7 protein-coding genes are annotated in these 12,337 nt (G+C 70.4%); 1 reads left to right on the top strand and 6 read right to left on the bottom strand.

Translation table 11 applies throughout. The features are described 5' to 3' along the window. Positions 1–5: 5 nt before the first annotated feature. The 6 genes from P3W75_RS17765 to P3W75_RS17740 form a co-directional block, all read right to left on the bottom strand. Positions 6–827: an OmpA family protein gene (locus tag P3W75_RS17765; RefSeq protein WP_276228628.1), complete on the bottom strand. Its 822-nt coding sequence runs from the start codon at positions 825–827 to the stop codon at positions 6–8. Positions 828–877: 50 nt separating this feature from the next. Then, complete coding sequence (locus tag P3W75_RS17760) at positions 878–3,766, bottom strand: YadA-like family protein (protein ID WP_276228627.1); 2,889 nt, start codon at positions 3,764–3,766, stop codon at positions 878–880. A gap of 49 nt (positions 3,767–3,815) precedes the next feature. Then, the gene (locus tag P3W75_RS17755; protein WP_276228626.1) at positions 3,816–4,649 is read right to left on the bottom strand and encodes a hypothetical protein; all 834 of its coding nucleotides are present in this window, start codon (positions 4,647–4,649) and stop codon (positions 3,816–3,818) included. A gap of 106 nt (positions 4,650–4,755) precedes the next feature. Continuing rightward, a complete protein-coding gene (locus P3W75_RS17750; protein ID WP_276228625.1) occupies positions 4,756–6,357 on the bottom strand; it encodes a response regulator in 1,602 nt (533 codons plus the stop codon). Positions 6,358–6,414: 57 nt separating this feature from the next. Further along, positions 6,415–8,751: a carbohydrate-binding family V/XII gene (locus P3W75_RS17745; RefSeq protein WP_276228624.1), complete on the bottom strand. Its 2,337-nt coding sequence runs from the start codon at positions 8,749–8,751 to the stop codon at positions 6,415–6,417. 101 nt (positions 8,752–8,852) lie between these two features. Next, on the bottom strand, positions 8,853–9,425 hold the full coding sequence (locus P3W75_RS17740; protein ID WP_276228623.1) for a GNAT family N-acetyltransferase: 573 nt from the start codon (positions 9,423–9,425) through the stop codon (positions 8,853–8,855). Positions 9,426–9,588: 163 nt separating this feature from the next. Here P3W75_RS17740 and P3W75_RS17735 point away from each other — a divergent pair, with 163 nt between their 5' ends. Continuing rightward, complete coding sequence (locus P3W75_RS17735) at positions 9,589–12,336, top strand: hypothetical protein (RefSeq protein ID WP_276228622.1); 2,748 nt, start codon at positions 9,589–9,591, stop codon at positions 12,334–12,336. Position 12,337: the final 1 nt, after the last annotated feature.

Below are 12,337 nucleotides of genomic sequence, written 5' to 3'. Positions count from 1 at the left end.
GGTCCTCACTCTTGATGGGTTTGCGCCGCGCGGGCGGTGCTTTCGACGACGACCCGGCGGTCGGCCGCCAGGCACTGGATCAGTTCGGCGCGGGGGGCGTCCGGGCAGGCGGCCACGGGCTCGGCGGCGCCGACCCCGCTGACCCGCATCACGCCGGCCGGGATGCCGGCGGCGGCCAGGTAGTCGCGTACCGACTCGGCGCGGCGCAGCGACAGGTCGAGGTTGTAGGCGCGCGACCCGAGGCGGTCGGTGTGCCCGGTGATGTCCACGCGTTCAAGCGCCTGGGCCTTCAGCTGCGCAGCCAGACGCTCCAGGCTGGTGCGGCCGGCGGCGCTCAGTTGCGCGCTGTCGAAGGCGAAGGTGGCGTCGCCGGCCAGGGTCACCCGTTGCGGTTCCACGACGGCGGCCGGCGCCGGGCTGGCCGGACGGGCCCGGTCGAGGCAATCGGCGGGCGAGAAGTAGAAGCTCTGCGCCTGCATGTCCTTGTCGAACAGCACCTTGTACTGGCAGACCAGGTCTTCCTGGCCGCTGCGGCGGAAGCGCAGGATGTAGTCCCACTCGTGCACGCCGAACATGCCTTCGTGGAAGTGCGGGGTGCCGAGCAGTTCATAGAGCTGCGCCTTGGCCATGCCCGGCTGGACCTTGCTCAGGTTCTCCAGGTTCACGTAGCTGCCCTGCTCGCGGTACGACTCGCTGATCGCCGGGAATTTCGGCTCGGCGCTGTGGCCCTGGGCGTCCACCGTGCTGTGGCTGCCGCAGGCCGCCAGCAGCATGGCGCTGCCGGCCAGGGCCAGGGTGCAGGCGCTGCGGATATTGAGAATGTTCATCGTTGACCTCCTGGGGACGGCCCGGCCGTAGCCGGGCCCGGAATGGGAACTCACCACTGGTAGCCGAGGCCGACCGCGACGCCGGTATCGCCCTGGCTGCTGGTACTGCCCTGCAGCTTGGTGATCCATTTGCCGTTGTCGGAGATCTTCGACACGCCCACCGCCAGCGCGCCCTGGCCGCGGTAGTTGCCCAGGCCCACGGTGGCCATGCTGGCCCCCGGCGAGTAAGGCTGCGGCAGGGTCGCCATGGCCATGGCCCCGGCGATGCCGGCGCTGAGGATGTCGTCCTGTTTCTTCAGGTCGTGGCGCAGCGCGTTGTAGCGGGAGTCGGTGTAGTCGTAGAACTGGTTGGAGATGTCGCCGATGCTGCGCTCCAGCTGGCTGACGTTCACCGCGTCGGTGGGCGCCGTGCCGGCCGCGACATTGGTGATCTGTCGCTCGTTGCCGGCGCTGCCGACGGAAACGCTGTTGGCGCGGTCGGCCACCGAGTTGGCGCCCAGCGCCACGCTGTTGGCCGCCTGGGCGTTGGAACCGTTGCCCAGCGCGGTGGCGTTGTTGCCGCTGGCCCGCGCGCGAGTGCCGATGGCCGCGCTGTTGTTGCCGGAGGCCTCCGCCCCCGCCCCGCCGGCCACCGCGTCGGTGCCGGTGGGCCGCGGTTTCGGCAGGTTGCTGGTGTTGTTCACCTGGAACATGCCGTCGGTGCCGTTCTGCAGCTTGGTGATGTCGGTCGTGGCCTGGGTCACGCGGTTGTCGACGTTGCTGATGTTGTTGTTGATCGTGGTGCCCTGGTCGCGCAGCTGCGAGACGTTCACCGCGTCGGTGTCGTCGGTGCCGGCGGCGACGTTGGTGATCTGCCGCTCGTTGCCGGCGCTGCCGACGGAGACGCTGTTGTCGCGGTCGGCCACCGAGTCGGCGCCGAGGGCCACGCTGTTGGCGGCCTGGGCGTCGGCCCCGGCGCCGATCGCCGAACTGCGCTCGCCGCTGGCCGAGGCGCCATCGCCCATGGCCACCGAGGAACTGCCGGTGGCGCTGGCGCCGTTGCCCACCGCCGTGGCCGCAGCCCCCGTGGCGCTGGCGTTGCTACCGATGGCGCTGGCGTTGTCGCCGCTGGCGTTGGCGGTATCGCCCATGGCCAGGGACGAGGTGCCCGAGGCGGTGGCGGCCGGGCCGACGGCGATGGAGTCGGTGCCGCTGGCGACCGAGTCCGGCTTGGTCGAATTGGCGTGGAAGTACTTGATGCCGCCCAGGGTGATATTGGTGATCTGGGTGGTCACCTCGTACAGCTGCGAGCCGTTGACGGCGTCGGTGGAGTCTTCCGTGATGTCGCCCTTGGCGACGTTGGTGATCTTGTTCGGGCCCTTGCCGCCGTGGTTGGCACTGAAGGCGCCATTGCCGCCGTTGGCGGTCGGGTCCCAGAGCAGCGCGTCCTGGGCCAGCTGGTCGGTGCGGTCGGACACACCCTTGAGCTGCGAGACGTTGACCGCGTCGGTTTCATCGGCGCCAGCGGCCACGTTGGTGACGCGGCGCTCGTTGCCGGCGGAGCCGACCGAGACTTCGCCCACCGGGGCCACCCCGGCTACCGTGGCGCCATTGGGCGCATAAGCCGGATTGAGCAGGTTGGCGGTGGTGCTGCTGTTGGCGCCCAGAGCCACGCTGTTGTCGGCCGAGGCGCTGGCGTTGCGGCCCAGCGCCAGGGCGCTGTCGCCGGTGGCTTCGGCCTGGTAGCCGACCGCCGTGGAGCCCTGCCCCTTGGCGTAGGCGTCCTTGACCTCCAGACCTTCGTCATTGGTGCGCACGTAGCGGATGCCGCGACCGTTTTCCGCGACGTTGGCGTCACTGTCGTCGCCGAAGACGTTGCTCACCCGGCTGTCGACGTTGGTGACGCGATTGTCAACGTTGGTGACGTTCTGGTTGGTCTCGTTGAGCTGCGACATGTTCACCGCATCGCTGTCGTCCGCCCCGCGAGCGACGTTGGTGATGCGGGTGCCGCCGATCTTGGTGGTCGAGTTGTAGGTGTCGCCGGTCATCGTCACGCTGTTGTGGGTGCTGTTGTCGTACATCACCGCATCGGCGGTGGCGCTGCCGACCACCCCCTTGAGCTGGGCGACGTTGACCGCATCGCTGTCCTGGCTGCCGGCGGCGAGGCCGGTGATCTGCCGGTACTGCCCGCTCGCTGCGTCGCCCACGGCGACCGCGCCCAGGGTGCCCTGGGTGGCGTTGATCGCGGCGGTCTGGGCCGTGGTGGCGCCGCCGGGCACGTAGCCGGCCTGGCCGGGGGCGGTATTGGCCACGGAGCCTGCGCCCAGGGCCACGCCGCCAACGGCGCTGGCCTGGGCATTGGTGCCCAGGGCCATGGCGTTCTGCCCGCTGGCGATGGCGTCGTTGCCGATGGCTACCGAGTCCTGCGCGGTGGCGCGGGTGCCGGTGGCGTTGCCGAGGGCGTCGGTATTGACGTTGCCGATGGCCAGGGAGTTGGTGCCGTCGAACTTGTTGTTCAGGCCGATGCGACCGCCGTTGACGTAGAGTTCGGCGCCCAGGGTCAGGGAGTCGGTGCCGTCGGTGCGCTTGCCGGTGCCGTAGAACAGTACACGGTCGGTCTGGCTGGCCTTGTCGTTGGCCTTGCAGTTGGCGTTGTTGCTGTCGTACTTCCAGCCGGTGCTGCCCGTGTTACCGGTGTCGTGGACGAAGATGCAGCCGGCGTCGTTGCCGCTGTCGTTCACGTAGATGCCGGGGTTGCCGGCCACCCCGGCTTCCAGCGGGGAACCGGGTGTATAGGGCGTAGCCGCCAGTGCCGTGCCGGCCATGCCGCACAGTGCGGAAGCGGCCAGGATGCCGACCAGCGCGCCACGTCCCGCCTTGCGGCGGGCGGTGGCGGATTCGGGCGCGGCGACCCAGGCGTTGCGCGTGGTGTTCCACACCAGACGATAAATCCTGTTCATGAGGGGACTCCTTCCGGGAGTCGTGCTCCCGGAAATCAGCGAGGGGAAATCAGCGGGAAGACAGTTCGAGGGCGCGGCTGGACTGGATCAGCTGCGGGCGCTCCATGGCCGTCGGGCGCGACTGCTGCAGGGCGCGCTCGTAAGTGCGCTGGGCGCCGGCCTGGTCCTGGCGGACGTAGTCGAGGTAGGCGCCGGCGAACAGCCCGGCCTCGGTGCGCAGGTCACGCTTCACCGCGTCCGGCGCCTTGAGGGCGTCGATCTCGGCGAACACCGCGGCGCTGTCGGTCTTGCCCTGGTAGAGGGCCAGCAGCGCGCGCTGCTGTTCGGTGACCGGCTGGATGCCGCGGGCGACCTTCTGTACCCGCGCCTTGGCGGCGTCCGGCTTGAGCCCGGCGTCGCTGGCCTGGCGTGCGGTCAGCCAGAGCTTCCAGAGGCCGGCGTAGGCCTTCACCTGTGGGTTCGGGGAGTTTTTCTGGAGCTCGGCGAAGGCCTTGCCGGCCTGCTCGAAACGCCCCAGCGCGGCGAGGTTGACCGCCGAGGGCACGGCGATCACCGCGGCCTGGTCGCTGCCCTTGAGGGCGTCGTAGAACTGCCGGGCGCGCACATGGCGGCCGCCGGCGTCCTCGATGAAGGCCTGCTCGGCGAGGGCGCGGTTGCCGCCCTGGCCACGGGCGCCCGCCTCGCGCAGCAGCGCCTGGGCGGAGGCCAGGTCGCCTTCGAGCAGTTGCTCGTGGGCGAGCATCACCAAGGGCTGGAAGCCCTTGGGCGGTTGCCCGGCGGATTCGGCCATGGCGGCGCCCGCGCCCAGCAGCAGGGTCGCGGTGAGTACGGTTGAAATCAGGCGCGCAGGGAAGCGGCGCTGGGTGTGGAGGGTGGGAAGCATGGTGGCGACTCCTAGTCGGGATTCGAGTTGCCGCCATGCTAGGTAGGGCCGCCGCGGATGGAACTCGGAGTCCTCCCGCTGTCGTTGTAGGAGTTTTTCCGCTGTCTCAGGCCGACGCGCTCTCCGGCAGCTCCAGCTCGAGCTCCACCACCAGCGCGTCATCGGCGTCGGCGGCGTACTGCAGGATCACCCCCAGGCGCTCGGCCAGGCGCTGGCAGTGAGTCAGGTTGATTACGCTCGCCAACCCGGCCGCGCCACGCAGGCGCAGGCGCACCTGCAGGTAGCCGCGGCTTGCGGCCTGCGTGGCCAGGTCCAGTTCCAGCGCTTGCGGCTCACCCTGGAACAGCGCCAGGGTGCTGCCCAACAGCTCACGGAAGGCGCGCACGTCGAGCCAGACCCGGGTCGCCTCCAGACGCGAAATCACCAGCCGCGCGCCGGGTCGCGCCGCCAGCAGGCGGGTTAGCAGCGCCGGCAGCTCGCAGGGTTCGGGGGCGCTGGGGAGCGGGCCCTCCTCCAGGTCACAGGTCCGCCGCAACCGGTCCAGGCGCTCGCTGAGCCGGGCCAGCCCGGGCGTGGCCGGATGCAGGCCGAGCCCGCCGAGCAACTCGGCCAACTCGGCCAGCGACGCCTCCCAGCTTTCCAGCAGGCGACGCGATTGCGATTCGGCGGCGAGCAGGCGATCGCGCAGCTCGGCCAGGTGCTGTTCGCTCTCGGTGACGTCACGAATGCCACCCAGCAGGCCGACGAACTGGCCGCTTTCACCACGATAGGGAACCATCCAGAAATGCAGCACGCGGGTATCCCCATAGACCTCCACCCGCCCTCTCTCCGCCACCGGCACGCCTTCGCGGACCCGCCGCTGCCAGGATATGGGCAGGCGCTCGCGCACCTCCGGAGGAAACCAGCGGGCGTCGGCCAGGCTGGAGCCCAGGGCCTCGCCGGCGCTGATCCGGTAGTAATCGAGAAACCGCTGGTTGCACAGCAGCAGGCGCCCGGTCACGTCACGGACGAACATCGGGTCGGGCGCAGAGTCCACCAGTTGGCGCAGCAATCCCGCCTCCTCCGACACGCCTTCGCGGGCGGCGCCGCCGGTGGCCTGGCCGCCCGGCACCAGGCCGTTGCGCCGGGCGATCTCGGCCAGCTCGACGTTGGAGCCGACGTGCAGTTTCTCCAGCAGGCGGGTCTTGTAGGTGCTCACCGTCTTGAAGCTGATCAGCAGGCTGTCGGCGATGCGCTGGTTGCTCTGCCCCTCGGCGAGCATCTGCAGCACGCTCAGTTCGCGCGGCGTGAGGCGCCCCAGCTCGTCGCCGCTGCCCTGCTCCATGTGCTCGCGGGCGAAATGCGCGCGGCCGGCGAGTACGTCGACGATGGCCCGGCGCAACTCGCCCAGGTCCTCCTGCTTGCTGACGAAGCCGCCCGCGCCAGCCTGGAAGCACAGCGGGGCGAAGTGGCTGGCGCTCTGCCGGCTGTAGACCAGCACGCGCTGCGTCGGATCGCGCGCCTTGAGCCGGCGCAGCAGGTCCAGGCCGCCGGCGCCGGGCAGCGCCAGTTCGAGGATCACCAGGTCCGGCCGGTGTTCGCGGGCCAGGCTCAGCGCCGTCGGCGAGTCCGCCGCCTCGGCCGAGACCTGGTGGCCCATCTGCTGCAGCAGGTCGCGCAGGGCGCTGCGCACGATCGGCGTCGCGTCGGCCAATAGCACCGTGCTCATCCATTGCCTCCCGTTCTCGTTCCATTCGAGAGGCAAGCATAGGCGACGGCCTTCGCCTCAGCGGCGGAATCGTCCTCCGCCGCCGCCGAAGTGAGCGCCGCCCTGCCACTGCCGCTGGGTCTGCACGAAGCGCTGCTGGCCCAGTTCGCGCGACTGGCGCTGCTGGTCGAGTTGGCTACGCACCTCGCCGTTGCCGCTCTGCACCGGCTGCCAGCCGCTGTCGGTGTGTTTCTGCCAGCCCGAGTCGGTACGCTGGTAGATGTTGCCGTCGTGCCCGGCGTAGACGTCGCCATTGTTCCAGGCCACGCCGCTGTCGGTGCTGTGGCTGCCGTCGTAGGCGTTGCCGCTGATGCCCTTCTCGGCGATCACCGTGCGCCCGGTCTGCGCGTTGTGCCCGGCCACCTGGCGCCCGGCGGCGTAGTCGCCGCTGTCGCGGTTGCCGACCACGGCGCTGCGCCCGGCCCCGGAGATGCCGGTGGAGGGGTTGCCGAAGGAGCCCTGGCGGCCGCCGGCGAAGTTCTGCGAATAGGGGTTGAAGGCGGCGCCCCGGCTGCCCTGGAAGTGCGCGCCGGTGAGCGGGTCGTAGCCGTGGGCGGCGCTGCCCTGCCACTGGGTGCCGGTCCAGGCGTTCCAGCCGTTGGCGTGGGTCACGCTGCCCTGCCCCCAGCGTCCGTAGAAGTTCGCCTGGTTGATGTTCACGTAGTTCCAGCCGTGGCTCGGCCCGGGGCCCCAGTACGGCCCCCAGCAGGGGTATTCCGAGCCCCAGATGGCGCCGGCGGCGAAACCGAAGGCGAAGCCCTCCAGGGTGCCCAGGGCGAAGCTGGCGCCGTAGCCGTAGGTGGGCGGATAGCCGTAGTACACGGTTTCGCCGACGTAGGCCGGGTAGGCGTAGCCGGTGCCGTAGACCACGGTGCCGCCGTCGTTGACCACCACGCCCAGGTAGCCAGGGGTGTAGCCGACCACCACGGTTTGCGGCGTCACCGAGTAGATGTGCACGTAGGTCACGTAGTACAGCGGCGAGCTGGGCGGAATCCCGTAGATCGCCGCCGGCACCTCGGTGGCCACCGCCCAGGGCCCGGCGGCGCCGGGGGCGACGAACCACACACCGTTGCTCACCGCGTAGAACTGCGTCGTCGCCACCTCGATCACCGGCGTCGGCGTGTTCACCGCGTACTGCAGCGCGGTGCCCTCGATCGGCGCGAAGCGCGGCGCACCGTCATAGACGACCTTGAGCCCGGCCTTGCTGCGCGAGACGCTGGCGGTCTGCGGGATGTTCGCGGCGATGGCCGCCTCCTTGGCCTGCGGCGTGCCCGGCACCGAGACCAGCACGTTGGCCTTGGGGTCCTTCGGCGAGATCTTGGCGAAGTCCGCCGGCAGGTCCTTGCCCGCCACGTATGCCCAGGGGCCCTTGTCGCCCGGCGCGCTGAACCAGCGCCCGGACACCAGCACGTACCAGGTGTTGCTCGCCGGGTCGACGAACACCGCGTGGTCGGCGTTGCTCAGGGTCAGCAGCGCCACGCCGTCCACCGGGCTCATCTGCGCCGTACCATCGCTGACGATCAGCTCGCTGGGCTGGGTGGCGAGGACGATGGCCGGGGCCTTGGCGGCCTTCTTGGCGTCCTTGGGCAGCAGCGGATCCGGCAGGCTGGCCTTGGCCGCCAGCGTCGCCGCGTCGAGCAGCGCCTTGGGCGGCTGGCTCAGCACCCGCCAGGCGCCGTCCAGGCCCTGGGCCAGGTACCAGTAGCCGGCGGCCTGCAGGTAGGCGTTGTTCTGCCCGTCGCGAAGGATCAGCGCGCGGCTGTTGAGCACGCGCTGGTAGTCGCTGCCGTCCACGGTGCGCCACTGCGGCGCGCCGTCGATGCGCACCAGCACGCTGGGGCTGTCGGCGAAGAGGATGCGCGGCGCGTCGTTCTTCACCTCAACGCGGCGCAGCTTGTCCAGTTGCTGGGACACCGCGTAGCTGGCCTGCAGTTCGTCGAGGGACACCGTCATCTGCTTGGGCAGGCGCTCGGTCAGGGCCTGGCGGGCCTTCTCGGCGCTGTCCGGCGCGGTGGGCACCTCGACCTTGTCGATGCGCAGGTCGCTCAGTTGCACCAGGCCGCTGCTCTTGTCGATGTCGGCGGCGGCGGAGAACTGCGCCACGCCGTAGGTCGGCGTGCCCTTGGCGTCGCCCAGGGCGATCGCCGCGCGGCCGCCCAGGCGGGTGCCGTCCCAGCTCTCGATCTGCGGCTGGAACACCTGCAGGTGCTGCTCGCCGAAGGGAAAGTCGCGTGGCCACTTCAGGCTCTCGGCGCTGGGCGGCGCAGCGGGTGTTTCTGCGGCGGGCGCCGACACGACGAAGACACAGGCGAGGCTCAGCAACAGCAGGCGGGACAACAGGCGGCGGACGGTCATGGTCGGTCTCGGGCAGGCGCGGGTGCGCGCAACCGGTAACGATAGTGCATCGCCGGGGCTCCGGCGGCCGCCGCGGGGCGAGTTCGAAGGCGTTCGACCCTTCAGGCGCGAGGCGAGTTGCCGTTTTCCGCCCTGGCGACGTCACGACGGTAGATCAGCGTGTCCTGCAGGCCATGCCATGCATCCTCGCGCACCCCGCGCAGGCTGCGGATCAAGCGGAACCCGGCGGCCTCGGCAAGGCGCTGGCTGCGGGTGTTGGCCGAGGACGTGGTGAGGTACAGCGTGGCCCGTGGCAGTTGCGTGCAGAGGTCACGCAGCGCCGCGCTCAGGTAACCCTGGCCGGCGAAGCGCGAGTTGGCCCAGTAGCCGATCACATAGCTGTCGCCCCTGCCCCGCGGCTGCAGGCCGATGCAGCCGATGACCTCGGCGCGGTCGGCGGACACCAGGAACAGGCGCTTCTCCGCCAGCGGCGCGGCGTAGTTGGCGATGGCGCCCCTGAGCGAGCGCAGCACCTGCTCGGCGCTCACCTGCGGGGTCACCCAGTCGAGAAAGGGCGCGTGCTCGGCGTAGCTGTCCAGCAACGCCCGGCGCAGCGGCGCGCAGAGTTCCAGGCTGGGGCGCACCAGCCAGGCGTCGCGGGTCGTCAGGCGGTACTCCGGGGGTGACGTCGGCATAGGGGGCTTCGGGCGATGAAAGTGCCCCAGCCTAACGCAGCGCGCCTCCGTCGGCACCTTCGGAGGCCGCCGGGACGGGGGATCACTGGCGGCGCTCCCGGCGCCTGCTTTACTTCGATTAGCCCCGGCCGATAGGCGGCGAGCCACGCCAAGGAGGACGCCCATGCCCCGTGTACACAAGGACCCGCTGGAGCCCCAGCTGGAGAATGAACGGGAACGCATTGCCTTCCGCCGCGAAAGCCTCGGGCTGCCCCTCGGAGCGCACAAGTGGGGGCTGGGGTTGTCGGGTGGTGGCATCCGCAGCGCCACCTTCTGCCTCGGTGTGCTGCAGGCCCTGGCCCGGGCGCCGTCGCCGCGCCGTGACAAGCAGGCGGATGGCAAGACACCACCGCTACTGGCCGACTTCGACTACCTGTCCACGGTGAGTGGCGGCGGCTACGTGGGCAGCTTCCTCTACAGCCTGTTCCTGCCCGGGCGCCTGCGCGAATTGCCGCCACGCCACCCGCCGGCGCCGGCCAGCGATGCACGCCAGGCCGCCGAGGACGCCTATGACGTGCTACGCCAGGAGCCACCAGGGCGGATCAGCACCAGCACCGACTACCAGGGCGAGCAGATTTTCAAGGCGCCCGGCGCCTGGCTGCGGGAGAACGGCCGCTACCTCACCCCCACCGGGGCCGGTGACATGTTCTATGCCCTGGCGATGACCTGGCGCAACTGGATATCGCTGCACCTGGTGATCGGCATGCCGCTGCTGCTGGCCTTCGCCTTGCTGTACCTGTTCCGCCTGGGGGTGACCGCCAACCTGCTGCTGGAACCCGCCGCGCTTCTGCTCTTCGGCGTACTGCCACTGGTGATCGCCTACTGGCAGGTCATTCCGCGCAACGACCTGGACGAGCGGCCGAGCCTGCTCAACTGGGCCGCCGGCGCCACGCTATTCATATGCTTCGCGCTGTTTGTCGGCGCAGGGGTTTGCCTGCTGCTGGGTTATCGGCCGCTGGCCACCTGGCACCTGGCGGCCGCCGTGGTGGTCGCGCTGTCCATCCTCGCCGCCGCCATGCTGGTCCGCCGCATGGTGCCGAAGCGGCCGCGAACGGGTGGCGACGGCGGCTTCCGGACGCGCCTGGGCGCCGCCATCGAACGCATGGCGGGCGCGCCCAGGGGCGGCGATGTGCTGCGCGGGGTGATCCGCAACTGGCTGCTGCAACTGGCTGCCTGGGTGCGCCCGGAGCCGGGCGACGACCTTGGCCCCGACTCGGTGCGCAATTACCGGGTGCTGGTGACCCGCCGGCTCAGCCAGGCGCTGATACTCACCGCAGCCCTGCTCTACCTGACCCTGCTCGGCATCCTGGCCGAGGAACTCTACGAGAAGCTGCATGGCCCCTGGGCCGCCGGCGTGGGCGGGGTATTGCCGCTGCTGATATGGCTGGTGCGCAAGCTGGCCGTGTTCAAGGACGAAAAGTCCATTCCCGGCTGGCTGACGAAACTGCCGCTGGATGTGCTCGGGCTGCTGGCGGGGGCCCTGTTGCTGTCGGTCGTGTGCCTGGCCTGGGCGCTGTTCGCCCTCTGGGTGGGCGCCGATGGCGCCGCCTGCCTGGACCAGGGCGGTGCGCCGCTGCGGCTGCTCCTGCTCGGGCTCTCGGCGGCGGCGGTGGCCTTGTTGAACAGCCAGTTCGTCGGCTTTCTCAATACGTCGACACTGCAGCCCTACTACGCCGCGCGGCTGACCCGCGCCTACCTGGGGGCCTCGAACGGCCAGCGCTTCGCGGAAACCGACAGCGCCACCCGCAAGCGCCAGATGAGCGTCGCCGAGCCGCAACGCGGCGACGACCTGTCCGTGGAGCACTACTACGGCCCGCCCACCGCCGGCCCGCTGCACCTGCTCAACGTCACCCTGAACCTGACCGTCGACCCGGCCGAACAGCTGGTCCAGCGCGACCGCAAGGGCAAGCCTCTGTGCCTGGCGCCCAACGGCCGGCATCTCAGCGAACCGGCGTACATCTATGACGGCACGCCACAGCTTCGCGGCCCGGCCCTTGGCCTGGCCTCGGAAATCGGCATGCCGCTGAGCATCGGCCAGTGGGTCGGCATCTCCGGCGCCGCGGTCAGCACCGGCCTGGGCCGCGCCACCAGCCTGGGCTATTCCCTGGTGCTGGGCCTGGCCAACGTGCGCCTGGGGGTCTGGTGGCCGAGCCGCTTCGAGGCCGTGCACGGGCAGGCGCCGGGGCTCGCGAGCCTGCTGCCGACGCAGACCTACCTGCTCTACGAGCTGACCGCCAGCTTCCACGGGCACCGCCGCGAGTACCAGTACCTGTCCGATGGCGGCCACTTCGAGAACACCGCTGGCTACGAGTTGCTGCGCCCGGGACGCGACATCGAGCTGACGGTGCTGTGCGACTGTGGCTGCGACCCCGAGTACCGCTTCGACGACCTGGCCAACCTGGTGCGCCTGGCGCGCATCGACCACCACCTGGAAGTGCGCGAGGACCCGGGCGTGCTGCGCAACCCGGTGCTGGCCAAGGTCTTCGGCAGCCTGGACGAGTTCCGCCAGGCGCCGGCGGCGCACGCCAGCAAGTGCGCAGTGCTGTTCGAAGTGGAAGACTGCGCCGACGGCCAGCCGCGTCCGCCCGGCCCGGGGGCACCACAGCGCCGCTGGCTGCTGGTGTTGAAGCCACGGCATATCGCCGGTCTGTCCGCCGACGTGCTCAACTACGCCCGCGAGAACCCCGAGTTTCCCAACCAGACCACCGCCGATCAGTTCTTCGACGAAGCGCAATTCGAGAGCTATCGCCAGCTCGGCCTGAGCATCGGCAGCCTGCTGTTCGGCGCCGCTGCAGGCGACAACCGCATCGCGCGGGAGCTGTGGAGCTACCTGGAAGTCGGCGCGGCCGACAAGGCGGCAGCAGCTCATTAGA

This window comes from Pseudomonas citronellolis (assembly GCF_029335315.1).
In the GTDB taxonomy this organism is placed as follows: Bacteria; Pseudomonadota; Gammaproteobacteria; order Pseudomonadales; family Pseudomonadaceae; genus Pseudomonas; species Pseudomonas citronellolis_A.
Note: the sequence above shows the minus strand (reverse complement) of the source record. Positions and strands in the feature narration are given on the sequence as shown.

Bases quoted from the DNA above. Each gene is read 5' to 3' on its own strand.
- P3W75_RS17740 (WP_276228623.1), bottom strand. From the start codon at position 9,425: ATGCCGACGTCACCCCCGGAGTACCGCCTGACGACCCGCGACGCCTGG.
- P3W75_RS17765 (WP_276228628.1), bottom strand. From the start codon at position 827: ATGAACATTCTCAATATCCGCAGCGCCTGCACCCTGGCCCTGGCCGGC.
- P3W75_RS17755 (WP_276228626.1), bottom strand. From the start codon at position 4,649: ATGCTTCCCACCCTCCACACCCAGCGCCGCTTCCCTGCGCGCCTGATT.
- P3W75_RS17745 (WP_276228624.1), bottom strand. From the start codon at position 8,751: ATGACCGTCCGCCGCCTGTTGTCCCGCCTGCTGTTGCTGAGCCTCGCC.
- P3W75_RS17735 (WP_276228622.1), top strand. From the start codon at position 9,589: ATGCCCCGTGTACACAAGGACCCGCTGGAGCCCCAGCTGGAGAATGAA.
- P3W75_RS17750 (WP_276228625.1), bottom strand. From the start codon at position 6,357: ATGAGCACGGTGCTATTGGCCGACGCGACGCCGATCGTGCGCAGCGCC.
- P3W75_RS17760 (WP_276228627.1), bottom strand. From the start codon at position 3,766: ATGAACAGGATTTATCGTCTGGTGTGGAACACCACGCGCAACGCCTGG.